Origin of the sequence: Paenibacillus sp. O199, from assembly GCF_001636635.1 — a bacterium.
Taxonomy (GTDB): domain Bacteria; phylum Bacillota; class Bacilli; order Paenibacillales; family Paenibacillaceae; genus Paenibacillus; species Paenibacillus marchantiae.
In genome coordinates this window covers 347,503-371,338 of the sequence record NZ_LGRP01000005.1, presented here as the reverse complement: position 1 = coordinate 371,338, position 23,836 = coordinate 347,503, and the positions used below count along the sequence as shown (strand labels likewise).

24 protein-coding genes are annotated in these 23,836 nt (G+C 46.3%); 11 read left to right on the top strand and 13 right to left on the bottom strand.

Annotated features, from left to right (window positions below; all coding sequences use genetic code 11):
- Positions 1-53: 53 nt before the first annotated feature.
- Positions 54-977 (bottom strand): proline dehydrogenase family protein, encoded by a 924-nt coding sequence (locus tag A6049_RS10750; protein ID WP_063564617.1) that lies wholly within the window; start codon positions 975-977, stop codon positions 54-56.
- 244 nt (positions 978-1,221) lie between these two features.
- Between A6049_RS10750 and pruA the strand changes: the two genes are divergently transcribed.
- Together pruA and rpoN are read left to right on the top strand one after the other, a co-directional pair.
- A complete protein-coding gene (gene pruA, locus A6049_RS10745; protein WP_063564616.1) occupies positions 1,222-2,769 on the top strand; it encodes an L-glutamate gamma-semialdehyde dehydrogenase in 1,548 nt (515 codons plus the stop codon).
- A gap of 118 nt (positions 2,770-2,887) precedes the next feature.
- A complete protein-coding gene (gene rpoN, locus A6049_RS10740; protein ID WP_063564615.1) occupies positions 2,888-4,192 on the top strand; it encodes an RNA polymerase factor sigma-54 in 1,305 nt (434 codons plus the stop codon).
- Positions 4,193-4,350: 158 nt separating this feature from the next.
- Here the strand turns inward: rpoN and A6049_RS10735 are convergent, their stop codons facing one another.
- Positions 4,351-5,781: an aspartate ammonia-lyase gene (locus A6049_RS10735; RefSeq protein WP_063564614.1), complete on the bottom strand. Its 1,431-nt coding sequence runs from the start codon at positions 5,779-5,781 to the stop codon at positions 4,351-4,353.
- Between the two features lie 321 nt (positions 5,782-6,102).
- Here A6049_RS10735 and A6049_RS10730 point away from each other — a divergent pair, with 321 nt between their 5' ends.
- The 3 genes from A6049_RS10730 to A6049_RS10720 all read left to right on the top strand — a co-directional run bounded on the left by A6049_RS10730 (position 6,103) and on the right by A6049_RS10720 (position 9,356).
- Positions 6,103-7,380: a methyl-accepting chemotaxis protein gene (locus tag A6049_RS10730; protein ID WP_063564613.1), complete on the top strand. Its 1,278-nt coding sequence runs from the start codon at positions 6,103-6,105 to the stop codon at positions 7,378-7,380.
- Positions 7,381-7,549: 169 nt separating this feature from the next.
- Positions 7,550-8,395 (top strand): hypothetical protein, encoded by an 846-nt coding sequence (locus tag A6049_RS10725; protein ID WP_063564612.1) that lies wholly within the window; start codon positions 7,550-7,552, stop codon positions 8,393-8,395.
- 247 nt (positions 8,396-8,642) lie between these two features.
- On the top strand, positions 8,643-9,356 hold the full coding sequence (locus tag A6049_RS10720; RefSeq protein ID WP_063564611.1) for a stalk domain-containing protein: 714 nt from the start codon (positions 8,643-8,645) through the stop codon (positions 9,354-9,356).
- A 103-nt stretch (positions 9,357-9,459) separates the two neighbouring features.
- Here A6049_RS10720 and A6049_RS10715 read toward each other — a convergent pair whose 3' ends face one another.
- Positions 9,460-10,434: a ring-cleaving dioxygenase gene (locus tag A6049_RS10715; RefSeq protein ID WP_063564610.1), complete on the bottom strand. Its 975-nt coding sequence runs from the start codon at positions 10,432-10,434 to the stop codon at positions 9,460-9,462.
- A gap of 227 nt (positions 10,435-10,661) precedes the next feature.
- On the opposite strand from A6049_RS10715, the gene A6049_RS10710 reads away from it, so the two are divergent.
- Positions 10,662-11,423 carry a YwaF family protein gene (locus A6049_RS10710; protein WP_063564609.1) on the top strand — a complete coding sequence of 254 codons (762 nt, stop codon included), beginning with the start codon at positions 10,662-10,664 and terminating at the stop codon, positions 11,421-11,423.
- A 156-nt stretch (positions 11,424-11,579) separates the two neighbouring features.
- Here A6049_RS10710 and A6049_RS10705 read toward each other — a convergent pair whose 3' ends face one another.
- A complete protein-coding gene (locus A6049_RS10705) occupies positions 11,580-12,374 on the bottom strand; it encodes an SDR family oxidoreductase (RefSeq protein WP_063564608.1) in 795 nt (264 codons plus the stop codon).
- A gap of 157 nt (positions 12,375-12,531) precedes the next feature.
- On the bottom strand, positions 12,532-12,789 hold the full coding sequence (locus A6049_RS10700) for a YqkE family protein (protein WP_063564607.1): 258 nt from the start codon (positions 12,787-12,789) through the stop codon (positions 12,532-12,534).
- A 128-nt stretch (positions 12,790-12,917) separates the two neighbouring features.
- On the opposite strand from A6049_RS10700, the gene A6049_RS10695 reads away from it, so the two are divergent.
- Positions 12,918-13,100 carry a hypothetical protein gene (locus A6049_RS10695; RefSeq protein WP_024632483.1) on the top strand — a complete coding sequence of 61 codons (183 nt, stop codon included), beginning with the start codon at positions 12,918-12,920 and terminating at the stop codon, positions 13,098-13,100.
- A gap of 187 nt (positions 13,101-13,287) precedes the next feature.
- On the opposite strand, the gene A6049_RS10690 is transcribed toward A6049_RS10695, so the two are convergent.
- Positions 13,288-13,935, bottom strand: coding sequence for a peptidylprolyl isomerase (locus A6049_RS10690; RefSeq protein ID WP_063564606.1), 648 nt, complete (start codon positions 13,933-13,935; stop codon positions 13,288-13,290).
- A 257-nt stretch (positions 13,936-14,192) separates the two neighbouring features.
- On the opposite strand from A6049_RS10690, the gene A6049_RS10685 reads away from it, so the two are divergent.
- The gene (locus tag A6049_RS10685) at positions 14,193-15,404 is read left to right on the top strand and encodes an MFS transporter (protein ID WP_063564605.1); all 1,212 of its coding nucleotides are present in this window, start codon (positions 14,193-14,195) and stop codon (positions 15,402-15,404) included.
- A gap of 177 nt (positions 15,405-15,581) precedes the next feature.
- On the opposite strand, the gene A6049_RS10680 is transcribed toward A6049_RS10685, so the two are convergent.
- From A6049_RS10680 to A6049_RS33605, 3 genes are all read right to left on the bottom strand, one after another.
- Positions 15,582-15,791: a hypothetical protein gene (locus tag A6049_RS10680; protein WP_063564604.1), complete on the bottom strand. Its 210-nt coding sequence runs from the start codon at positions 15,789-15,791 to the stop codon at positions 15,582-15,584.
- 38 nt (positions 15,792-15,829) lie between these two features.
- Positions 15,830-16,198, bottom strand: coding sequence for a hypothetical protein (locus A6049_RS10675; RefSeq protein WP_063564603.1), 369 nt, complete (start codon positions 16,196-16,198; stop codon positions 15,830-15,832).
- Positions 16,199-16,403: 205 nt separating this feature from the next.
- Positions 16,404-16,565 (bottom strand): hypothetical protein, encoded by a 162-nt coding sequence (locus tag A6049_RS33605; protein WP_017690239.1) that lies wholly within the window; start codon positions 16,563-16,565, stop codon positions 16,404-16,406.
- Between the two features lie 144 nt (positions 16,566-16,709).
- Here A6049_RS33605 and A6049_RS10670 point away from each other — a divergent pair, with 144 nt between their 5' ends.
- Positions 16,710-16,991, top strand: a complete 282-nt coding sequence (locus A6049_RS10670) for a hypothetical protein (protein WP_063564602.1) — start codon at positions 16,710-16,712, stop codon at positions 16,989-16,991.
- Positions 16,992-17,154: 163 nt separating this feature from the next.
- Positions 17,155-19,056, top strand: coding sequence for a sensor histidine kinase (locus A6049_RS10665; protein ID WP_063564601.1), 1,902 nt, complete (start codon positions 17,155-17,157; stop codon positions 19,054-19,056).
- Between the two features lie 77 nt (positions 19,057-19,133).
- Here the strand turns inward: A6049_RS10665 and A6049_RS10660 are convergent, their stop codons facing one another.
- Entirely contained in the window at positions 19,134-19,376 is a 243-nt protein-coding gene (locus A6049_RS10660) for an NHLP leader peptide family RiPP precursor (RefSeq protein WP_090953016.1), read from the bottom strand.
- Positions 19,377-19,430: 54 nt separating this feature from the next.
- Positions 19,431-20,378: a hypothetical protein gene (locus A6049_RS10655; RefSeq protein ID WP_063564600.1), complete on the bottom strand. Its 948-nt coding sequence runs from the start codon at positions 20,376-20,378 to the stop codon at positions 19,431-19,433.
- Between the two features lie 219 nt (positions 20,379-20,597).
- On the opposite strand from A6049_RS10655, the gene A6049_RS10650 reads away from it, so the two are divergent.
- Positions 20,598-21,332: a hypothetical protein gene (locus tag A6049_RS10650; RefSeq protein WP_063564599.1), complete on the top strand. Its 735-nt coding sequence runs from the start codon at positions 20,598-20,600 to the stop codon at positions 21,330-21,332.
- Between the two features lie 50 nt (positions 21,333-21,382).
- Here the strand turns inward: A6049_RS10650 and A6049_RS10645 are convergent, their stop codons facing one another.
- Entirely contained in the window at positions 21,383-22,633 is a 1,251-nt protein-coding gene (locus A6049_RS10645) for an acyltransferase (RefSeq protein ID WP_063564598.1), read from the bottom strand.
- A gap of 163 nt (positions 22,634-22,796) precedes the next feature.
- Complete coding sequence (locus A6049_RS10640) at positions 22,797-23,786, bottom strand: LCP family protein (protein WP_063564597.1); 990 nt, start codon at positions 23,784-23,786, stop codon at positions 22,797-22,799.
- Positions 23,787-23,836 lie beyond the last annotated feature (50 nt).

The window sequence follows — 23,836 nt, the reverse complement described above, 5'->3', positions numbered from 1 at the left end:
CATGGTTTTTGTTTTTATCATTGCATTTTATATAAGGGAGTCCAGCCGGGAAATTATCTGAACATATTTTTGACCACCATCCAGAGATTTGCGGGTTTCTCGGCCAGACGGCGGGTGTAGTATGGGTACCACATGGTTCCATAGGGCACGTAACAACGAATGCGGTATCCTTCCCTGGCCAGGCGTTCCTGTTCGCCCATACGCAAGCCGTACAACATTTGAAATTCAAATGCATCTGGGGAAATTCCCCGATCCTTCGCATATTGCTTGGTCCAGGAGATAATGTGGTCATCATGTGAAGCAACCGCAGTGTATACACCCTGATCGAGATGATTGCGAATCATCGTTTTGAATTGATCAATCACTTCTGAAGTGTTCTGATAAGCTACGGACGCAGGTTCCTTGTAAGCACCTTTCACCAGACGCAGCCGGATTCCTTCCCGAATCATATCACGTGTATCTTCCACGGTACGATGCAAGTAGGCTTGCAGTACCGTACCTGTATTATCCAGTCCCTCTGAGTGTAAACGGCGCACAATATCCAAAGTCGCTTGGGTAAACGGGCTGTCCTCCATATCGATCCGGACGAACAGATTATGCAGCTTCGCTTGGGTGGCAACCGCACGTATATTTCGATAACCTTCCTCAGGGTCCAGCGCGAGTCCCATTTGGGTTGGTTTTAGCGAGACATTGGAGTCTGCACCCTGACGGGCAATACCTTCCACCAGACGTATATACTCATCCCGATACAACGCGGCTTCTCTTAAATGGGTAATGCCCTCGCCCAGATGATCCAGTGTAGCCATAATGCCTTTGTTGTTGAGTACCCTGATCTCTTCGAGAGCTTCTTCCAGTGTGTTGCCTGCGATAAACTTGCCAGCCAGCTTTTTGCCGTATTTGATGGAGAGATTCTCCACAGCTTTATTACCTGCGACGGTCAGCAGCGTTTTACGGTACATTTCGGTTCCGATACTCATCGAGGTTCCTCCTTATGGATCATGTTTCTTTATAACAAAGATATCAAGCAATAATCATGCCAAGGTTGTTCTGCATAGAAGAAAACGGGCGGTAATTTTGAAGGATAATATTTATTTTAAAAAATATTCCTTCATCAACCGGAGTTGGCACGGATCTTGCTACATATATTGGGTGATGAGTAAAATGCATGGCAACTCAGGCAAACAGCCAGCGAACCCCCACATCTGAAGGAGGAAATCATTCATGAATATCCCTTTTGTTAACGAACCATTCACATCCTTTGCAGTCCCGGCCAACCGGGAAGCTTTTGAGAACGCACTTCGCAAGGTGGAGGCTGAACTTGGCCAGGAATACTCCATTATTATTGGTGGACAAAAAATAACAAGCGCCCGCACGGTATCCTCCGTGAATCCTGCGTACAAAAATCAGATCGTCGGAAAGATCTATCAGGCCGATCAAGAGCTTGCTGAGCAGGCCATCCAAACGGCTGCGGAAACATTCCGCACCTGGAAGCATACGGACCCGAATGAACGGGCCCGTTATTTGTACAAAGCGGCGGCGCTCATGCGGCGTCGTAAGCATGAATTCTCGGCATGGATGGTGTACGAAGCAGGAAAAACATGGCCAGAAGCGGATGCGGACACAGCCGAAGCTATTGATTTTATGGAATTTTATGCCCGTGAGATGCAGCGTCTGAGTGAACCACAGCCGCTCACACGAATTGCAGGCGAAGATAATGAATTGAGTTATATACCGCTTGGTGTGGGGGTTGTAATTCCACCATGGAACTTCCCACTCGCGATTATGGCAGGCATGACTTCTGCTGCATTGGTATCTGGCAACACGGTTGTATTGAAGCCAGCCAGCACAACACCGGTTATTGCCGCCAAATTCATGGAGTTGCTTGCAGAAGTGGGTGTGCCGGACGGCGTAGTGAACTATTTGCCAGGACCGGGCAGTGAGGTTGGCGATTATCTGGTGGACCATGCGCTCACCCGCTTTATCAGCTTTACAGGTTCCAGAGATGTCGGTCTGCGGATCAATGAACGTGCAGCACGCACCGCACCGGGTCAGAAGTGGATTAAACGGGTGATTGCTGAAATGGGTGGCAAGGATTCAATTGTTGTAGATAGCGACAGTGATCTGGAATTGGCTGCGGAATCCATCACGGCTTCAGCGTTTGGTTTCTCGGGACAGAAGTGCTCAGCGTGTTCCCGTGCCATTATTCATGAAGATGTATATGACGAGGTACTGCAAAAAGTGATTGAACGAACCAAGCAACTGAGCATGGGCAGTCCGCTTGAAGTCGGAAATCAGGTAGGTCCGGTTATCGATGACAAGGCCTATGCCAAGATCACAGAATATATTGAAATAGGCAAGGGTGAAGGACGACTTGTACTCGGTGGTAGTACAGGGAACGAGGCAGGTTATTTCATTGAACCGACCATTATTGCTGATGTGGACCCGCAAGCGCGGATTTCACAGGAAGAGATTTTTGGACCGGTGTTGGCCTTTATCAAGGCAGAATCCTTCGGGGATGCATTGGATATTGCCAATAATACCGATTATGGACTGACAGGTGCGGTGATCTCGCGCAATCGCGAACATCTGGAACAAGCCAGACGGGAATTTTTTGCGGGGAATCTATACTTTAACCGTAAATGCACAGGTGCACTCGTGGGTACACATCCATTTGGCGGATTTAACATGTCGGGAACAGATTCCAAGGCAGGGGGAAGAGACTACTTGCTGCTGTTCACCCAAGCGAAGTTGGTATCCGAGAAATATTAGTTGAAAATTGGGTCTGGGCCCGCTGTAATCGCTTGGTTTTTATGCTATCATTTCCTGAAATAGTCTTTGTTCGTCAGTATACTGGAGTAGCTTGAGTAGCGCTTAAGGGGGGAGACGGATGTTAGGATTTCAGTTGGTGCAGGAGGGGCGTATTCGCTTATCCATTACGCCGGAGATGAAGCAATCCATTCATCTGCTGACCTTGTCGGGTCAGGAGCTGACTCGTTATTTGCAGGAGGCGGCGGATGAAAATCCGGTGCTTGAGCTAGAAGAGCCCTCTACCCTGCGCACCCGTCTTCCCCGACGGTTGAATCAGGAGAGGTTCTCCTCTTATGATCCGCTGTTACAGATGAAAGGCGCCGAACCTACACTTGAACATTTGTTGATATCTCAGCTTCGGTTGCAGAATCTTACACCTGCAATGGAGACAACAGCTGTATATTTGGCTGGTTGTGTCAACGATGATGGCTATCTACCGATGGAATTGACTGAGGTTGCATCGGCAAGGGGAATATCGATGCCTGAGGCTGAAGCAGCCCTGGACATTCTCCAGTCGCTGGACCCGGCAGGTGTGGGAGCGCGCAACTTGCGTGAATGCTTGTTGCTTCAGATTAGGCGTGATCCATTAGCTAACCAGCATGCGGAGTACATGGTGGCGAAAGGTCTGGAGGAGTTGGTTCGTTTCCACCCAGGCAGAGCAGGAACAAGACTAGGGATTTCTTCACAGCAGGCTCAGGCAGCCTATGACTATATTGCTTGTCTAGACCCGAAACCTTGCAGATCCATCGGTTGTACGGAACGTCCACATTATATTATTCCGGATGCCGTTGTGCAGATAAGGAATGATGAACTTTCTCTACGTTTAAATTCAGCGGGTGTGCCGCGGGTATCCCTGAACGAAGCTTGTTGTCGCTGGATCAAGGAGATTGATGCAGATGAGGTATGGTCAGGCCGGGCAGCAGAGGCGAGAGCGATCATTCGCAGTGTACGCATGCGTCGCCGAACTCTGATGCGTGTCCTAGCTGCAATCATGAGCGAACAGGAATCTTTTCTGCGTGAAGGACCTGCCGGTTTGAAGCCGCTCAATCTGGCGATTATTGCAGAGGCCATCGGCATGCATGAGTCGACGGTGAGCCGTGCGGTCAATGGCAAATATGTTCAGACACCGCATGGTGTCTTTGAACTCAAGGCTTTTTTTGCATCAGGTCTTGAAACAACGAATGGAGAAATGGCCTCTGCGCCGGCGGTGAAGCTCAGACTGAAAGAGCTGATTCGTTCTGAACGGGCGGAACGCCCATACTCGGATAGCCAACTCACCGCATTACTCGCGAATGAAGGCATCGTTATCTCCCGCAGAACGGTTGCGAAATACAGGGAAGAGCTTCAGATTTTGCCTTCACTTGAACGGAAGCGCTGGGCATGAATGACGTTTGCCTTCATTATATATCCTAAACAAGTAACCCCCGCGAGCCGTGGTAACGGTCTGCGGGGGTTATTCGTTCCGATTTAACAGCAATCGGAAGGTTGTTCTATCATCGGAGTGTCAATGTAAATATTCATTAGTGGAACTTAAACAGCTTACTACCGTTCCATATTGTGCAGGAAGTGCTCACCTGCAATACCAGGAGTAGTCATCTGCTCCGGATGCAAAATTTCTTCCAGTTCTTCCGGTGTCAGTAGACCCCGTTCCAGAATGATCTCCTGCAAGGTGTTTCCGGTCTTCAACGCTTCCTTCACAATGGAGGCTGCCACATCATAGCCCAGATGTGGATTAAGCGCTGTAATTACACTAAAGCTCTGCTTCATAATCAATGCACAACGCTCACGGTTCGCTTCCATCTCTTCAACGGCATAACGAGTAAAGACGTCGATACCATTATTCATGATTTTCAGCGATTGCAGCAAGTTGAACGCAATAACAGGGCCCATGACGTTCAATTCGAATTGACCAGCTTCACAGGCCATGCAGATCGTATGGTCATTCCCCATAACCTGGAAGGATACCTGATTGATCACTTCCGCCATAACCGGATTCACTTTGCCCGGCATAATGGACGAACCTGGCTGACGCGGTGGAAGACGCAGCTCATTGAATCCTGCGCGTGGGCCAGAAGCCATCATACGAATATCGTTACAGATTTTGGACAGACTGACAGCACATACTTTCAGTGCAGCCGACAATTCCAGATAGGCATCCGTATTCTGTGTGGCATCGACAAGATCCTCGGCCGTTTGCAAATTCAATCCTGTCACATCGGACAGATGCTCCGTGACTTTAACGATGTATTCGGGTTTCGCGTTGAGACCTGTACCTACAGCCGTCGCACCCAAGTTAATGGTGAGCAGGCGGCGATTTGCGAACTCCAGACGCTCAATATCACGTCCGATAACACGCGCATAGGCACCGAACTCTTGTCCAAGTCGAATAGGCACAGCATCCTGAAGATGTGTCCGGCCTACTTTGACTACATCGTTAAATTCCTGTTCTTTTTTGCGGAACGCATCCTGCAAACGCTTCATCGTATCAAGCAACGTTTCCGACAACCGATACGCAGCAATGCGCAGTGCAGTTGGGATCACGTCATTGGTGGATTGGGACATGTTTACATGGTTATTCGGGTTACAGTGGAAATAGTCACCCTTGTTCTGCAATAACAGTTCCAGTCCACGATTGGCCAGAATTTCGTTCATATTCATATTCATGGAGGTGCCTGCACCGCCCTGAATGGAGTCAACAATAAAATGATCCAGATGATGGCCTTTCATCATTTCTTCAGCAGCCATGACGATGACATCGCCAATTTTGCGTGGCAGCATCTTCAGCTCCATATTCGTGATTGCCGCAGCCTTTTTCACCGCAGCCAGAGCTGTAATCAGTTCCCGGTGTACAGGAACGCCGGTAATCGGGAAGTTCTCTACAGCCCGAACCGTCTGTATTCCGTAATAAGCATAAGCAGGAATTTCTTTTTCTCCAATAAAATCTTTCTCCGTCCTTGTGGACATTGTAGACATTTCGTTCGCCTCCAGTGGCATCCAAAAATAGGTCAGCTCCGGCAATGCCGAAGCGCACTCAGTATATCATTTAAGCAAAATGGATGCCAAGCTAAATCATTTCACCCTTCTTGCCGATAAATAATTTAAATTAAGGATATCACCTTGGTGGATTAAAGGTTCAGTCAGTCAAAACTCGTCTTATCAATTATGCTCCACTTAGAGGAGAAGTCATGCATGAAGAATAAGATGGGGGTTAATTTGTCGTTTTCAGTGATCTAAATCACATGTAATTTGGTTATCTATTGGTAAAATAGGAAAAAAGGACTATGAGGTGTGAATATGAAATGGACTTTAGGCGCAAAAACCGTCGCAGGTTTGGTACTGATTTCACTGATTACGTACGGAACTAGCGGCTTTTTTATATTTTTCCTTCAGGATTGGCTCTCGTTCTCCATGCCAAGCTGGTTGTATATCTCTATCGTACTCATCATGGGCGTATGCTGGAACGCGATTCTGGGCTGGTTTGCCTCTCGTTGGTTGACTCGTCCAATTGTGCATTTGTCCCGTGCCGCACAACAAGTCTCATCGGGGGATTTGACGGCCAAGATTCCAGAGCGGAGAACACAGGATGAAATTACTGTATTATATGATGCTTTTCGAGTAATGGTTTTTAATTTGAGAAGTATTGTAAACGATATTACAGATAGTACACGTACAACCTCACAGAACGCCCAGTCACTTAGTGAAGCAATCGCCCAGGCAGCGGAGCAGATCGAGATGATGTCTGATGCGGTGGATCATATTGCTGTGGGTGTGGAAGAGCAGAAGACGACATCACATCAGTCTTTGATTACAGCGGATGAGATGTTGAACGATTTTCAGCGTATGCACAGTCAGTCGATTGGGATGACAGAGATGTCCGGCCAGATGGAACGTTCTGTTGATCATACGAAGCAGACCTTCTCTTCTTTGATGAAAGGAATGGACGAGCTGACGGAGTCACACAACCGTTCCCGGGACATCATGGTGCTGCTTGAGAAGGAAGCCTCGGATATTGAAGCCATTACTCAGTCTGTCAAAAACATTGCAGAGGAAACAGGGCTGCTTGCCCTGAATGCTTCCATTGAGGCTGCACGTGCGGGAGAAGAGGGATCGGGCTTTGCTGTCGTTGCTCAGCAGATTCGTAAGCTGGCAGATGAGAGCAAACAATCGGTGCATCGGATTAATGAGCTGATCAGCCGTGTTCAGCAGCGTATCAAGGATACAGCCCAACTGATTCATGAACAGCATGGCCTCGTTGTGAATGAGTCCGAGCGCACGATCTCTGTTGATCAGACGTTGCAGGAGCTTACAGGTACGGTAGAAGTGTTTATGAAGGGCGCTCATGAAATCGGATCCAAAATTGGGGAACAGACCAGCCGCGTAGAACAAACGCACGGCCATGTGAAAAAGATTCAAGGGAAAGCCGGATCTTTCTCGGATGAGGCAAGACGGATTATGGATGCGGCACATGAAGAGACGGCAATTATGCAGGAGATTTCATCCTCGGCTGAAGAGCTGAGACAGTTAACAGATCGATTAATGGACAAAACGAAAGCATTTCGGATGCAGCCTTAAGCTGTTTCCGGGGTGTTTTTTTGCTTATTATGGTTAAAGCCGAACGTTCTTTCGTAGAAACTGAAATATGTAAAGATTTTTTTATGAAACATTAACAAAATCGCAACGCTTGGGCGATAAATGAAGATATAATGGTAGTATTCCACTACAGATTAAGGAGCCCAGCATATTGAAAACTTGGACAGGTATCCTGCTGATGATTATTTTGGCGGTAGCGACGATTAGTACAACTTCGTCTGCCAGAACCATGAATGAATCGCAAAAACAGCTTAACATAGATGATCAATCCAGCCAGACCTCAGCGGTCGTGGCTTCCAATATAGAAACAATGAATGAAGCAGCGTTTACAACGAAGGAAACGATTCCTGTAAAGGGAGAGTACGTTTCGGTTGCTCCAGAAAATGAGAATGTAAGACTATACCCCATGAAAGTCGAAGGTTCAGGATATATATATAACGGAATGGTGTTGGAAGTGAACGGCAAGAAACGTGAATTCAGCAAATGGCAAGGAGAAGGCGGATCCTACAAACCCGAAGTGCACGAACTGGATCTGAATGGAGATGGCAAGAAGGAGATTGTTGTGTTGTTTACAGCTGGTCATGGTACAGGCATCTATCTGGGTGAAGCACATATTATCGATCCAGAAACGCTGGAAGAGATGAAGATGCAATCACTGGATGAGATTGTGAAGCAGCATGTAAATTCGAAAGTCAGTGTTACACCAGGTCAGGTGACGATCAACGTTACCGTTGATGGTGTTCATTCAGAACCTTCCCTAATGGAGGAAGACACGAGCGAGGGAGTGTATAACGAGCAGCTCAAGTTCGGCGGTGTTGTTTATTACAGTGTGGAGAATGGCAAGTTGGTTGTGTCGGCATCCGGTGCATACGGTATGGGTTTATATGACGGTGACTTGAACTTTGCCTATGACTATAAAGATGGCGAGTGGCAGGCTGTGGACTTGGAATACAGCACGGAAGAGTATGAAGATGAGTACTATGAATCTTTTGATTAAACGGAAGTAATCAGATAAGCGCAGAATAGCTGAGAACAATGATAAAAAAATATGTCCCCACGGTCTGAAATGACAGAGGGAAACGGGTGAGGCTGAAAAAATGATGTACCTTTAGCCTCGCTTTGTGCTATCCAAAAGCGAATTTCATTCCAGCAATTTACCATGAAATGGTTGACACAAACACTTTAGTCGTTTAAATGTATAAAGGATGGAACTCATCTATTTCATACTTTAGGAGGGATCATTCATGAAGAATAAGGTTGTATTGGGCTTAATGGTGGGTACACTAACTCTCGGCATCGGCACTGGCGCACTCGCAGCAACGGGTCTGGAACCGATCAAAGCGTATTTGAACAGCAAGATATCTCTGAAATTAAATGGGACAACGGTAACAGCCAAAGATGCCAATGGGAAAACGGTATTGCCGATTACTTACAACGGAACGACCTATTTGCCAGTGCGTGCAGTCGGCACACTGCTCGGTACAGAAATTACGTATGACAGCGCAACATCATCCGTTAACATTGGCAGCAGTAATGGATCTGCACCGCCATCCGAAACCGGCAAGCTGACATTAAGTTCGCTGGGAACTGCAGCCTTGGGCACCTCGGACTGGCATACCAAAGATCCGGCCGAAACGGCGTACAAAGGCAAAGATTACAAAGATGTTTACCTGCATACCGACACAGCCAAGCAAGGCAAGAGCTTCCAAGTTATGACCCAGAAAAAGTATGCCAAGCTTCATCTCGATTTTGCTGTTCTTGGCGGTTCACAGAAGCTTGAGATTATGGACGAAAACAATACAACGCTCAAGACGGTATCGCTTGCTCCTGAAGACGGATTGGTTGGGGTAGACGTGGATGTTGCAGACACGGATGCCATCTTTGTTGAAATCGTTGATGAGGACCCGGGTGCCTCCCTGTTTGTTCCGTTGACGACCTCATATTTAACCAAAAAATAAACGAGATATTAAAAACGATTATCGCCTATGCATCAGCCGGATGGTTGTTCCGGATTGGCATAGTGATAATCGTTTTTTTGTTCTTTTGGGACGTATGATCAGGTTAGCGAATTGCTGTATCGAGCGGTTTGAGATTCGCTTCAATCTCTGCACGGCGACCTTCAAGGAATGGAGGCAATGCCAGGGACTCTCCAAGATGAGCCAATTCTTCATCCGTGTCGAAGCCGGGACCATCGGTTGCCAGCTCGAACAGAATGCCATTGGCTTCACGGAAGTACAGGGAGCGGAAGTAGAAACGGTCTACGAAACCGGAATTCGGGAATCGGAAATTATGAACCCGTTCTACCCATTGTTTCAGTTCTTCTTCATTATCGACGCGGAAGGCAACATGGTGCACGCTGCCTCGTCCAGGGCGTTCTTGGGCAAGGTCATTTCGTTCTTCGACATGCACCTCAGAGCCATTTCCACCTTCACCGGATTCGAAGACGAGTACATCGGGTTGGCCTGCGACAAAAGCAGGATAGGTTCCTTTTTGACGGAAGCCGAGCAGTTCAGTAAGAACTGGAGCCGTAAGGGACGCGTCTCTAACGGTAAGATGGACTGGGCCTAAGCCTACAATGCCATACTCGACAGGTACAGGGCTTTGTTCCCAAGGTTTGCCCCCTGCAACACCTGTATTGTGTTCATCAGAAACCAGAATCAGACGTTGTCCTTCAAAGTCCGTAAACGAGAGAGTGGCACGCCCACCGCGTTCAGTGATTTCTCCATGAGGAACATCGAATTCGTCAAAACGCTGTTGCCAGTACGTCAGGGCTGCATCGCTAGGAACACGAAGTGATGTTGCTGAGATACTGTTCACGCCTTCGCGTGTCTGTCCGGCCATCGGAATCTCAAAGAAGGTAAGTTCGGTACCCGGATTCCCTTTTTCATCTCCATAGAAGAGGTGATAGACCGAAACATCATCCTGATTGACTGTTTTTTTGATCAATCGCAAACCCATGACGTTGGTGTAGAACCGATAATTCTCAGCGGCGTGTGCGGTCAGTGCAGATACATGGTGAAGTCCTTTGATTTGCATTATAAATTCCTCCTGGTGGCTAATTTATTGTTTATAATATTTCCGTTAAGAAAGTTACTAACTTTTTGTGTGTTTTGTTGTTGGATTTATCTTAACATAAAGATATTTAAAATACAATCCTAATTTAGAATTCCATCTGGACAGTGCATTCATTCAATGACAAAATGAAAAAGTTAACATTAAAGAGATAAACTGTGTTTGTGTAATGAGAAGGAGAGAAGAGGAACATGGCTTATCCTCAGTGGCTAGACCCTTATGATGCAAAACCGTTTATGCTGTTTTCCAGTTCCCACCTATGGGCGATCGGTGTGATTGCCGCACTGGTTCTATTGATGTTTCTGTTGCGGAATTGGCTGCGGTCCTGGGCAACGAACACACGCCGTACCTTTCGGATCGCTCTGGCATGTGTCATGTTGGGCTGTGAAATTGTGCTTCAGCTCTGGTATGTATATGGGGATGTGTGGAGTCTACAGACTTCATTGCCGCTGGAGTTATGCAGTCTGTCACTATTGTTATCTGCGCTGCTATTATTGACACGCAGCCGACTGCTGCATTCTGCATTGTTATTCGCAGGAATCGCAGGGGCATTGATGGCAATTGTAACTCCTAATCTCGGTTATGGTTTTGCACATTTTCGTTTCATTCAATTTTTTACTGCTCACGCTTGTATTATTGGGGCGTTGCTCTATATGACTTGGGTGGAACAGCTTCGTCCAAGCTGGAGATCTGTGTTGGGTTCGATGATATACGTGAACGTGGCTGCGTTGGTCGTATATGGTGTGGATGTCCTGCTTGGAGCCAATTATATGTTCCTGAGACACAAACCGAATACGCCTTCAGTGCTCGACATGTTGGGCCCCTATCCCTTGTACATTCTTGGGGAAGAGGTATTGGCGTTAGTCATGTTCTCCCTAATGTACGTCCTACTCTTTGCCATTCCGGAGCGGCTGAATAATCGAGTGAAGAGAGGAAAGAGTTCAGCGCTCTAGTTAAAGGTCATCCGATACCGATAGTAGGCAGCGGGAGCTGTTCTTCGTTCTTCTATAAAGATATATTTCAAACTAAACATCCCGCAGCGGTCTGGATATCCAGATCGTTTGCGGGATGTTTGGCTGTTAACTCCACATGGAACATGTTTCTAATCCTTATCCACGGAGCAAAGATTCCGCTCCATCCACATAGATCCGGGTGCCCGTCACATGGGAAGATTCATCGGAAGCGAGGAAGAGCACCAGATTGGCGACTTGCTTCGACGTTCCGGGTTCACCTTTGAGTGGATGTTCATGACCTTCGGGAAATTCAACCGGGATCTGTACTTCTTTCAGATCGTCCGAAGGATAGGTGTTGTCATCGATGTTCGTGTCTATGGCTCCTGGGCAGACGGCGTTGACACGAATCTTGTAACGAGCCAGTTCCAATGCTGCCATCTTTGTAAAAGCTGTCTGACCTGCTTTACTGGAAGCGTATGCAGAGAACCCTATGCCAGAGAATACACGGTTACCGTTGATGGAACTCGTAATAATAATGCTTCCTCCGCGGTCTTTCAAATGGGGTATGGCGTACTTCACAGTTGCGAACGTGCCGCGCATATTGATGCCCATCGTCTGATCCCAGTCCTCAGGTTCCATCGTTTCAATGGGAGCCATCGTGCCGTTGATGCCCGCATTGGCAAATACAATATCAAGCTGTCCAGCTTGCTCCGCTACCTGATTGATTGCTTTCTGCACGTTGTCCGGTTTGGATATATCACATTCAATGACGTGGCCTTCTCCGCCTGCATTCTCAATCGTCTGTTTGGTTTTCTCAGCATTCTCCGGGGTCCGGTCCAGCATGAACACTTTGGCCCCATGCTCAGCGAAACGAATGGCTGTTGCCTGACCAATTCCTGAGCCACCTCCGGTTACAATTGCAACTTTCCCTTGCAAACGTTGTTCAGTCATCCTTATCCCTCCGTATCGTATGGATTATCAGTAACTCTCTATCTCTACATACCCGACTAAAGAGTGATGAATCATATGCACGATACAAAAAAACAGGACCGTTCAACGGCCCTGTTTCTATCATTTAGATATCATGATGATCTTATTGCTGCAAAAATTACTTGTGTTTCTTCCAGTCCAGCGAACTGTTATTCAACAGGTACTCAAAATCATTATCTTTTCGCTTCTGTTCCGCTTTACGAGCTTCTTCCGCCTGCAGGCGTTCCTGCTCTTTGCGGTCTGCCTCGGCAGCCTTGGCTTCATCCGCCTGAGCTTTCAGTTTCTCTAACACATCACTGCTCAGCAGATCCTTTAGTGTGGTCGGTTTATCCTGTGCTGCTTTGGGAGCAGGGGTGTGTTTTTTGGATTTTGCCATAGAATAATCTCCTCTCAAAAACATGAATCAGCTTCCATTCTCGTTCAGTAAACATATTATATCAGGTTCACCAAACCCATTCCATGAAACTGAGGGACAAAAGCAGGAAATAGGGGGTTACGTGACGAATGAAAACGGGTATAAATTCATATATTATTACCGATACTGCGACTATTCCCTGGAGAAAGGAGTCGTTGTTCGTGGAAGTAAACCGTAGTTTACTGAAAGGGCTTGCATGGGGTGTTGCTTTCAGCTGTCCGCTATGGATTGCGATCATCGGTTGGTTGCGTTTGATGGGATGGATGTATTGAGATCAGCGGGTTGCAGAGCTGCTGCATATAGAGTTGTGCCGGAAGAGGGCATTTTTTATAAAGTCATTTATGTAAACGCTAACATTGAATAAAGCTCTGCCTTGCGTGAATACGCAGGACAGAGCTTTTGTTTGTCTTACAGGTTGTGAATTAAGATGGGTAACTAAAATCCGTTCCAAAGGTAAGGTTAAGGCATTTTTACCGGTTCAGGATATTCTACTCCTTGAGTGTCGACAGTGACTTTTTTCATTACCTGATCGGTAACTGGTTTGTCTTGTTCGCCTATTTGTTGAGCCGCAATCCCGTCAACGACGTCCATGCCTTCTGTCACTTTGCCAAAGGTAGCATAAGCGTTATCCAGGTAATCAGCATCCGCTAACATGATGAAAAACTGGGAGCCTGCGGAGTCCAAATCATTTGTCCGCGCCATGGAGATAACCCCACGCGTGTGATTAAGGTGGTTTTTATGACCATTGGATGTAAATTCTCCTTTGATCGCATAACCTGGGCCGCCCGAACCATCGCCGTTTGGATCACCACCTTGAATCATAAAGCCTGGGATAACACGGTGAAAGTTCAAACCGTCATAGAAACCTTTATTCGCCAATGAGATAAAATTGTTCACCGTATTTGGTGCAATCTCCGGATAGAGCTCGATGACGATTTTCTGACCATCTGACATTTCAATTGTGGCTACAGGATTGGGACCAGTAGGCTCCACTGGAGCCGGTGTTTCCGTCGCGCTGCTTGCAGGGCGCCCACAACCACTAATGACGATAAGCAACATCGCTAGAACCAGCGACACAGCTGTTGTTTTTTTCCACCGAAAAGACATGAGAACGTTCCCCCTTGCATCTCTGCATAATATATTTAGTCAGAATTATTTTCGGATAATCCCTCAACTATCATACCGTTTTTGCGGACAAGATGGCAATGCAAGGCAGGATATTATGGGTGATAAGGGATGGTGTAAATGCTTACAGAGGTGTAAAATAAGGAAAATGCTTCCGCAGTCAGGGACGTACGGGTCTGTTCCGTCCTCTCCAATACACGGCAGTCCCGGCGTCAGTAACGGAAAGGGCGTGCGGGTATATGGACTTCTCGTGGAAGCGTAATCTGGTGATTTTGTGGATTGGTGTGTTTTTTTGCAGCACCGCTTATTCGATCTCCATCCCATTTCTGCCTTTGTTTCTGAGTGGCGATCTGGGCGTTCGTGATCACCTGGAGTTCTGGTCAGGGCTTGCCTTTGGCATCACATTTCTGGCAAGTGCGCTGGTGTCTCCCTTCTGGGGATCACTGGCTGACAAATACGGGCGCAAGCCAATGCTGATCCGGTCGGGATACAGCCTTGCGGTTTTGTATTTGATCAATTATTTTGTGCAGGACCCCTATTCATTAATCGTGGTTCGTTTGTTTCAGGGATTGCTCGCGGGGTTTGTTCCGGCGGCGATTGCACTTGTCGGTACCAATACACCGGAAGAGAAGACAGGGTATGCACTTGGTATCATGTCAACAGCCGGGGCAACAGGAGGTATAATCGGCCCATTAATTGGTGGGGTGGTAAGCCACTATTATGGCAACCGGAATGCATTTTTATTTTCCAGCATCGTAGTATTGGTCTCGGCGTTGATCGCAACCTTCTGGGTCAAAGAAGAGAACTTCAACCGGAACAAGGCACGTTCTCATGTGATGGATGACATTCGTGAAGCCAGGGCCAATAAATTGTTTATTACGGTGCTTGGCATGATGGGCATATGTACCTTCTCCGTGATGATTCTGGAGCCGTTATTGACGGTATACGTGATGGAAATGGGCATTCAGCCCGATCGTGCTTCTCTCAGCTCGGGCATTATTTTCTCTGCGGTTGGTGTGGCTACGGTTATTATGGCACCGCGCTGGGGTAAGATCGGTTCGCGAATCGGATATGGGAAAGTACTGATCATTGGCCTCGTTGGAGGGGCGATTGGTAACCTGCTGCAGTTTTTCACTACAGGTTATATTGGATTCGGCATCTTGCGTTTTGTGTATGGATTGTTCTTTGCTGCGGTGTTCCCGGCGATTAATGCAATGATTGTGCAAGTGACAGAACCTGGCTTCCGGGGAAGAGCATTCAGCCTGAATCAGTCGGCTTCCCAGATCGGTACGATGGCGGGGCCGATAATCGGTGGTGTTCTGGGTGGCTGGTTGCCGATTCGTTGGATTTTTATCATCAATGGAGTGGCGCTGCTGATTACCGCCATTGTGGCGAAATGGTCCCGACTGGAGGAGAAGTTGCCGGGAGCGGGCAAACCTTTGGCGAAGTAATCAAAAAATGTTAAAACGTGAAATGGCTAATTGGATAGCAGAGAGAGGGATGGCACCGTACGAAGACGGTAGCCATCTCTTTTTCAGGATAAAGTCATTGTTATTACGAAATTAAAGCAAAAAGAAACCTCTTGGGCAAGAGGCTTCCTATATTCTTAATGAATCGGTAATGCGTTCCTATTCATCCAAGGATGAATCTTTTCGTGGACCTTCAACGCCTTCAACGTTCTCCTTCGGAACGGCATGTTCAACAGCATCAAGCTGATCCTCATCTGCTAGGGCTTCGGGAAAGGAATCTTCCGTGAACAATCCAAAATTCGGATCAATATCCCGCTCGGTTACCAGATTATCGGGCTCATGTACTTGTCGCTTGTGATTATCCTTCATCGTGTCTGCACCTCCTAATTCAGGCTGTGACAAGAGGATTAGCGCCGTGGTGGAATATCGTTCTCCGGTTTCGCATCTGCCCCAGCGCCGTTTAGCAGGTCCGTCCCGTGAAGAGCGTTGGGGTCGGGTGCCGCAGGATCAACCGGACTATTCGGTTGAATAAGATCAGCATCAGGTACGGATTCGAGTGCAGGCTCCGCTGTCCGTGACTCCAATTCCGGTTCTTCCGTAGCCGCTACAAGGGGCGGATACACTGTATTATCAGTATCGATACGTTTTCCCGTAACTTCATCAAAAGTGTCTATGTCACCTTCAGGGACTTCGGTTTCCAGTGGAATATCACGGGACCTCTGATAACGGTCGTAGTAACGTTCACTCTCTTCATTGCTAATCGGTCTGTCTGACATAAGTAGCACTCCCTCTCAGTGGATTATATTTATTGGTTGTTTTTTTTGATTGTGCAGTTATCTTGAAAAGAAAGGTTCTTATTTCGTAGTTACCCAAAGGGCTAACGTTGTAATCTCGCACCCATTATGATTCCCTTGTGTTCCCAAAATATAAATATAAGCTGAAAGTGAATAATGTACGGATTACAGATTCAACGTATATGCTTTAAAATTTAGGAAATACATATTTGACCAGAAAGTACAGAAATCCAAAGAAAATAATGATATAAGCCGCATACTTGATAAACGTGGAAGCGACCATACTTGAATCCGATTTGTGTTGGACATCCTTATGTTCTACCTCTACCGTTCTGTGTGGCTCATTCATTTGAATCACTCCTCATTGGTAAGTATTTGCTTTGAGGAACATTACACCCGGAAGGGACGATTGAATCGCAGAGATCAGTTTTACAGCTTTTCATCTTTGGCCTATGATATGATGAAACATGGATATATGAGGGAGGGATTCCAATTGGATTGGTTTACGCTGGGGAATATGATCACTCAAATCCGAATCGGGCAAAAAGCGTCTACGCCCGGGTTTTCCCGTACCGTTATTCGTCGTCCGGACGGGCTGTTCTGGGTAGGCGGGATATGGTCAGGACAGATTGTCCAGTTGCGGGACTATCTTTTCTCGGATATATGGACGATCTATGACGATGAGGAAACAGAGCAGTGGTTGGAATATCGTACGAAGATTGAACAGAAAGAGCGCGAAATGATTGAGAACCAGTTCGAAGATCTGCGCGGATAATGGAGAAAACACTCGGAATCTATCAAATAAATGGAAATAAAACTATAAATCTACTAAAATGTGAATTTTCATTTTCCTACAAGAAGGTGACACGTCAAACTGTGGCGAATGATAAATGAGAGAACTTGGGGATAGAGAAAATAAGAACTTTGAGGTGCTGTGAATGAAAAATGTGCCCAAAGCTATCATCATCTTATGGATAAGTATGTTGAATATTCTCTGCTTGCCGCATGATTTCGTCTCAGCGACTGCAGGAGAAGTTGACAAACCTGTATCCATTACGGGATGGGAAGTAAAATGGGGGAACGTACACGATCAGGGATTCATCAGTGAGGTTCAAGGTACGGAGGAAATCTGGGAGAAGCAAGGTGCTGAAAAGCTGGAATACAGCAGCGTAGAAGCTCCTTCGGGTTCCATGTGGACTCGTGTGACCATTCCTAAAATAAACGAAGATAGCTCAGCAATCCGTTTTGAGAATATTAAAGGGAACCACATTGTAATCTACTTGGACGATCGTAGGGTATATGAGAATTATCATTACAATTATGATAACAACGCTGTGTTGTTACCCTTATCAAGTGAGAATTCAGGTGGAAAACTTTACGTATGGTCAGAGAATGAAAAAGGCAGACTTGGCATCTACGGAACGGTTCAGGTTGGGCCTTATGCTACATTACAGGAAAAGTACATTCACAATGGACTGCTTGATGTGATATTGGGAGCGACCTTTGTGTTCACGGCTCTAACGATGCTGAGTTGCACTTTTTTCCTGGGCAAATTCCATAAAGGGTTGTGGATTTCGCTATGTATCGTGATGGGTTCAATCGGAACGATGATTATCACCTATTCACAGTTTTTATATACGTTCTACCAGGTTTACGGTAATCTGTATTCCGTATTGTTTGACCTGGCTATGCTGATGGGCATGCCTGCACTCTGTTATTTTTTTGAACAAATTATCGGACCAGGTCGTTATGGCATCTTTACCAAACTAAGAAAATTCCAATTCATCTATTCTGTAGTTGCTGTGGCTGCTCTGATGATTGATTTTATTTCAGGCGGTCAATGGGACATGCTCTATAGTTTGTTGGTTCAGAACGTGATTGGATTCGTTCTCGTAATCCTGTTGAGCATCTTAATGATCGGCACCATCTCCAAAGCGCTTCAACGGAGCCGGGAAGCTCTTTTGCTTGCTACGGGATTCGGCACATTTGCCTTAATCAGTGTTGCTGAACTACTGTGGTATTACCAGCGTAATGGAACATATCATCTGATATGGTGGAAATGGTCCATGGTTGCTTTTATTATCTCACTTATTGCCATACTGGGAAGCCGATTTGCTGAAAAACATACCAAAGTGCTTGAATACTCGAAAGAGTTGGAATTGTTCAATAATGAATTGCAGCGATCCGAGAAAATGGAAATCATTAGTGAACTGGCGGCGTCAGTTGCTCATGAGGTTCGTAATCCGTTGCAGGTGACACGAGGTTTCCTTCAGCTCATGACAGAGCAGGAAGACAACAAAAACAAGGGATATGTGCGGATTGCTTTGGAGGAGCTTGATCGGGCTTCCGGCATTATTACCGACTTCCTAACGTTTGCCAAACCGGAGTTCGATCATATTGTCTCTCTCAATATCGCGGATGAATTTAATCATATTGAAGGTATTCTTGTACCGATGGCTAATCTGGAAGGCGGTAAAATAACAACTGACATTCCGCCAGATCTATGGATTAGAGGGAACTCTTCCAAGTTCAAACAGGCTTTTATTAATATTATTAAGAATAGTATAGAAGCGCTGCAAGGACAGGGTCAGATTGATATTTGGGCCTATGCTCAGGATGGGGTTATCAAGGTACATGTTAGGGATAATGGTGAGGGCATGGATGAGGAAGCGCTGGTCCGGCTTGGGGAGCCTTATTTCTCGAACAAAATTAAGGGGACAGGCCTTGGCATGATGGTGACCTTCCGAATCGTTGAAGCCATGCATGGGCAGATCAGTTTTACAAGCACAAAAGGGGTAGGAACAGAAGCCGTTGTATCTTTTGCCGCGTTCGTCGAATGACGAGCGGTAGAAGTGTACGATGGCTTTTTTGTTCGCTACCCCTTGTGCCGTTCAATTACATATTCAATCTAATCCGTTTAGCTTCTCCACGGTCCGCAATTTACGTCATAATCCACTTTGGCTGGATTGGGAGGAATTACGAGAACGTAGTCGTTCTGTTGTTCTTCAACGGTACGGACTTGAATGTGTTCAGGAATATCAATGCCAAATGCTTCGCGAAGCGCTTGCTTTGGGTTGGAGTGCAGTTGTTGTCTGAAGTGCTCATCGGTCCAGGCCTTTTCAATAATATCCTCGTGCAACGTTTTCTCTGATACCATCATCGTCAACATTCCCTTCATATTTAAAATTCAACTGTACCAGCTCTTCTTTTGTGGTTAGGACAAATGTTGTTTCTCGCTGATCCAGTAATGAAACCCGCCTTGAAGAAGCACTTTTTTGTGTTGTTCAATGTCCTGAACAGTTTGTCCCAGAATGCCGCATAAGTAAGAATTAAACGCTTCGAGATGCGAAATTCCCGAGTTAGAAGATGTTAGTCTGATGTTATATTGCTGAGCAATGTCTACATAGGAGTTCATCAATTGAGTATTGTATACATTATCATGTACACATTCGCTTACAGGATGAGCCGGGTAATTATGTTCCAGTGCTGCGGATATGTGGGAGAGGAAGCTGTTGTAATTTCCATGCACAGCATCTTGTTTGGTGTCTGTGAAGTCATCTGTCATCTGGAGAGTCATCAGTGCAATATTGACGGCAGAACATACCGGAGTGATACGATGCTCCTGTTCCAAAAGAAGCAGTGAGCCAGCAGCTCCAAGCAGAAGTGGGGCAGCTTTTTGGGCGATTAATAGCGGGCTTCTCTTGAAATAATCGATGGAGTTCTCACCGGTGACGCTCATGGCCCAATCCTCCACATACTGTCTGAAATACGTCCAGAACGGGGAAGAAAGGCTGAATAGCTCTGAATAGGCACAGATCGCATCCACGTAGTAAAGATTACCCAGTGATAATTTCAGTGTCACATCTTCTGGCTGTTCGTCCATAACTTCATCCTGATTCAGAAAATATAGCATATGCAGGAGACAAGCAGTACTCAGTTTGTGTGCCTTCTCTGGAGGTAGACCATCCGAGAGTTGCATCCACAATGGAATAATGTAGCCAATGTAACTGTGACCCGAATCTCGTAACAAAGGATTGACCAAATGAAGTTGTTCTAGTGCATGTTCTGACATTGGTTCAGGATATTTCTGTACCAGCTGCTCTGCTGCAGCGAACACCACCTCCACATCGGATCTAAACGGATCAAACCATTCTCTCCGCATCGTTTGGTTACGCCCTTCCCAAAATAAAGTAATAAGGACTATTCGACTAGATCATGAAGTTACTTTCAGTATACCGGAAATGAATTGAAAAAAATAGGAGGTTTTGTGATGAATTGTGAAAAAAACAATGACATTTTGTATTTTTATGGCATAAAAAAGCGGAAGTTAGGCTCAAACTAAGAGAGCACAGGATTTTGACATATGAAAGGAAGAAGAGAAATGAAATACAGATGGAAAAAATGGATGGCAGCCGGACTGGCAGCCGTATTTATAACAGCATCAACCGGCTATACGGCATCCGCTGATCCAAATGGATCTGTTGAGGATCATGTGGCGACACCATCTTCCTCCTCAAACCAGACCAAGCCATGCATGCAAGCAGGTCATGGCCTGTTTATGATTGGAGAAACCGCGGACCTCCTCGGTATTGGGCTCCGTGATTTAAAGGAACAGATGGAGCTTGGCAAAACGTTGACTCAGATTGCCAAGGAACGCAAGGGACTTAGTGAAAATCAATTGTTGGAGAAGCTGAAGCCTTCGCTCTCTCAGCGATTGGATAAAGCAGCCGAAGAAGGCTGTCTCACGAAAGAGCAGGCAGCAGCAGCCAAAGCAGGAATGGATACCAAGCTGAAGAAGGTAATTAACACACCACTGCGGGAATTAAGACGAGAGTTCGCTCACCATGGCAACAGACGTCCGATGATGGACAAGGGGGCTATTGCACGCTTTATCGGCATCACCCCGGAGCAACTCCATCAGCAGCTTCAAAGCGGGAAATCACTGGCTGAGATTGCTCAGGCAAAAGGCATCAGTGAAACGCAACTGGTAGACAAGCTGAAGGAGCAGTTGACGGGTGACCTGAAAAGGTTCGTTAATCAGAAGGGCATTGCACATCAAGCTCCTGGTCCTCACGAACCTGTACCCGGTCGATCCGCTTCCACAGAAGTGAAGTGACAAAGAGCGTCTTCCACGAAGGGAGACGCTTTTTCAATATTCAACTAGAATTAGCTGGTTTCCGGACTGCGGTTTGCGCTAGCTGACGGATTGCGCTCCGGTGAACTTGTTCTGCTCGCAGAAATAGTATCATGCAAACGGGGACTTAGGCGTTTCTTCCGTTGTAATCCTATGGTGAAGCGAGAACCAGGAAGTTGGGAAAGTCCCCAACTGATTGCAAGGGACGTTGCTACGGTGACAAGAAACGAAAGCAATGTTATAGGTAGATGCCATCCGGTTAGTGTAAGTGGCCGGGTAATATACGCAATGCAATAGATAACCAGTGCATGAACCAGATAGCCACCAAAGGAATATCGGCCAATCCACGTCAGGAGACGCTGAAATGGTGAATCTTTGCCTCGCAGCAGTACAAGGAACCCATAGAACATGAACATCTGAGCCATGATGATGATGAATGTCGTGGGCTTCAGATAGGTTGAGATATTCAGATTAACGACATCGCTTGATCCCCGCAGCACATCATATCCAAGCCAGATGTACATGCCGATAAACAGACAGACCATCCAGGGCAATACCTTTGCAGTCCAACTTCTCCAACTATCCACTGACCAGGCACAGACTGCCCCCAGCAAAAAGTAAAACCAGTACATAACCCATGAATAAGAGCGATATTGCAGCAAACCCGACCAGGGTTGGGGTAAGGAAGCTGTCCACCCGCCCATATCGTAGTAGGACCATTTCATAAGTAAAGTGTATAATGCCATCCCAATGAGAATCAGCGTGATGACGGATTGCATCGGGGTGAAGCGTGTAACTTTTTCAATACGTTTCTGAATGAACTTGGCTCCCGCAAGAAACAGGGGAAACAGAATATAGAACTGAAACACCATAATCACAAACCACAGATGATATCCCGTCTGGGGGAGGAATAGTTCACGAACAAAACTCCGGAAGTCTGGCATACCCGAAATCCAGAACTCAGGGGTGAATATCCGGACAAATAACCAATAGATGAACGTCCATACCACAAAGGGCACATAGATATCTCCAAACCGCTTACGGATAAAACGGGGGTAATCCGGTTTGGTGTGACTATGATGATAGAACAGCATTACACCGGACAGAAAGACAAATGTCGGCGTACCAAAACGAGTCAGATGATAAATCATGGTCAGCATGATGGAATCGGGTTGTTCAATATCGGCGCGATATATATATTCTGCGATGTTATGCTGCATCACAATGGCGAGAAATGCAAGGCCGCGCAGTTGAGTCCATTCCACGATTCGCGGTTTATTCACGTGTATTCCTCCTTCGTGTAACCGGAATTCATCATTTAAGGGTACCTGTTGAACATTAAGGCTGCATTAAATGGGGAAAATAGGTACAAAAAAAAGATGGCGGCAGCCATCTTTTTAATCGGAGTATCATTGCGATACCTGCCTCATTTTGTTTCCATTCCATTTAGTTTAAGTCTGGTACTTTTGTTGATTCATCCTCTGAGGATTTCGCATCTTCCTCAAACAAATTCTGAATGTATGCTTGGAGTTTCGGTTTATTCACACCGAGTACTTGGGCAGAACCTGCAAGTTCATTGGTTAGCAACTTGTTAGGAGGGATCTGCTGTTTATCGATTTCATTTACGTTAATATCGAATCCGAGCGAAGCTAATTTTAACATCTGTGTTGGACTGAGGTCTGTCTCGATATATGGAGCGACAGCTTCCAATATTTCAGGAATCTTGAAGAGTGACGTAGTGCTTTGCATCTTCTTAGCCAGCTCAGTCATAAAAATCCGCTGCCGCTCGGTACGCGTAAAGTCTGATGTGGCATCATGCCGGAATCGCACATATTGAAGGGCGGTCTTACCGTCCATATGCTGAAGTCCTTTTTTGAGATCAATATCGTACATATGTTTATCTGCTTTGCTGGTATAATACATGTCTTTCTCCACATCAATATCGATCCCGTCTACAGCATCAACCAGCGCCATGAATCCTATAAAATCGGTATACACGTAGTGCTGGATAGGGATGCCGAGCAAGTCACCGACCGTTTGTTTGGTTAATTCCGCTCCGCCGTATGAGAAGGCCGCGTTGAGTCTGCTCTTTCCGTGTCCCGGAATATCAACATATGTATCGCGCAGAACAGAGAAGAGATGGGCTTTCTTGGATACCGGATCAATGGAAGCGACCATGACCGAATCTGAACGGCCAGCATCATCCCCCCTGGTGTCACCTCCAAGCAGCAAAATGTTAACTCGTTCCTTCCCTTCCCATTTAGGAACAGGGGTGGTTGGATTGTCCGTATTTTGGTTTGTTTCAGAAGTGGAAGTCTCGGAAGCGGTTGAGATGCTATTGGCAAAATGAACGATCGAGTATCCGTAATATACAATGACACCGGTTATGGCAAGTGCCAGGGTTAGGGATGTCCCCCATAACCATTTCTTAAGCATAATCTTCACCTTTCTATGAATGAACTATTATGTAACCCAAACTAGTTTAA

What these genes read in the sequence shown, in the direction of transcription:
- A6049_RS10750 (WP_063564617.1), bottom strand. Translation starts at nt 977, where the DNA reads ATGAGTATCGGAACCGAAATGTACCGTAAAACGCTGCTGACCGTCGCA.
- pruA (WP_063564616.1), top strand. Translation starts at nt 1,222, where the DNA reads ATGAATATCCCTTTTGTTAACGAACCATTCACATCCTTTGCAGTCCCG.
- rpoN (WP_063564615.1), top strand. Translation starts at nt 2,888, where the DNA reads ATGTTAGGATTTCAGTTGGTGCAGGAGGGGCGTATTCGCTTATCCATT.
- A6049_RS10735 (WP_063564614.1), bottom strand. Translation starts at nt 5,781, where the DNA reads ATGTCTACAATGTCCACAAGGACGGAGAAAGATTTTATTGGAGAAAAA.
- A6049_RS10730 (WP_063564613.1), top strand. Translation starts at nt 6,103, where the DNA reads ATGAAATGGACTTTAGGCGCAAAAACCGTCGCAGGTTTGGTACTGATT.
- A6049_RS10720 (WP_063564611.1), top strand. Translation starts at nt 8,643, where the DNA reads ATGAAGAATAAGGTTGTATTGGGCTTAATGGTGGGTACACTAACTCTC.
- A6049_RS10715 (WP_063564610.1), bottom strand. Translation starts at nt 10,434, where the DNA reads ATGCAAATCAAAGGACTTCACCATGTATCTGCACTGACCGCACACGCC.
- A6049_RS10710 (WP_063564609.1), top strand. Translation starts at nt 10,662, where the DNA reads ATGGCTTATCCTCAGTGGCTAGACCCTTATGATGCAAAACCGTTTATG.
- A6049_RS10705 (WP_063564608.1), bottom strand. Translation starts at nt 12,374, where the DNA reads ATGACTGAACAACGTTTGCAAGGGAAAGTTGCAATTGTAACCGGAGGT.
- A6049_RS10700 (WP_063564607.1), bottom strand. Translation starts at nt 12,789, where the DNA reads ATGGCAAAATCCAAAAAACACACCCCTGCTCCCAAAGCAGCACAGGAT.
- A6049_RS10695 (WP_024632483.1), top strand. Translation starts at nt 12,918, where the DNA reads ATGAAAACGGGTATAAATTCATATATTATTACCGATACTGCGACTATT.
- A6049_RS10690 (WP_063564606.1), bottom strand. Translation starts at nt 13,935, where the DNA reads ATGTCTTTTCGGTGGAAAAAAACAACAGCTGTGTCGCTGGTTCTAGCG.
- A6049_RS10685 (WP_063564605.1), top strand. Translation starts at nt 14,193, where the DNA reads ATGGACTTCTCGTGGAAGCGTAATCTGGTGATTTTGTGGATTGGTGTG.
- A6049_RS10680 (WP_063564604.1), bottom strand. Translation starts at nt 15,791, where the DNA reads ATGAAGGATAATCACAAGCGACAAGTACATGAGCCCGATAATCTGGTA.
- A6049_RS10675 (WP_063564603.1), bottom strand. Translation starts at nt 16,198, where the DNA reads ATGTCAGACAGACCGATTAGCAATGAAGAGAGTGAACGTTACTACGAC.
- A6049_RS33605 (WP_017690239.1), bottom strand. Translation starts at nt 16,565, where the DNA reads ATGAATGAGCCACACAGAACGGTAGAGGTAGAACATAAGGATGTCCAA.
- A6049_RS10665 (WP_063564601.1), top strand. Translation starts at nt 17,155, where the DNA reads ATGAAAAATGTGCCCAAAGCTATCATCATCTTATGGATAAGTATGTTG.
- A6049_RS10660 (WP_090953016.1), bottom strand. Translation starts at nt 19,376, where the DNA reads ATGATGGTATCAGAGAAAACGTTGCACGAGGATATTATTGAAAAGGCC.
- A6049_RS10655 (WP_063564600.1), bottom strand. Translation starts at nt 20,378, where the DNA reads ATGCGGAGAGAATGGTTTGATCCGTTTAGATCCGATGTGGAGGTGGTG.
- A6049_RS10650 (WP_063564599.1), top strand. Translation starts at nt 20,598, where the DNA reads ATGAAATACAGATGGAAAAAATGGATGGCAGCCGGACTGGCAGCCGTA.
- A6049_RS10640 (WP_063564597.1), bottom strand. Translation starts at nt 23,786, where the DNA reads ATGCTTAAGAAATGGTTATGGGGGACATCCCTAACCCTGGCACTTGCC.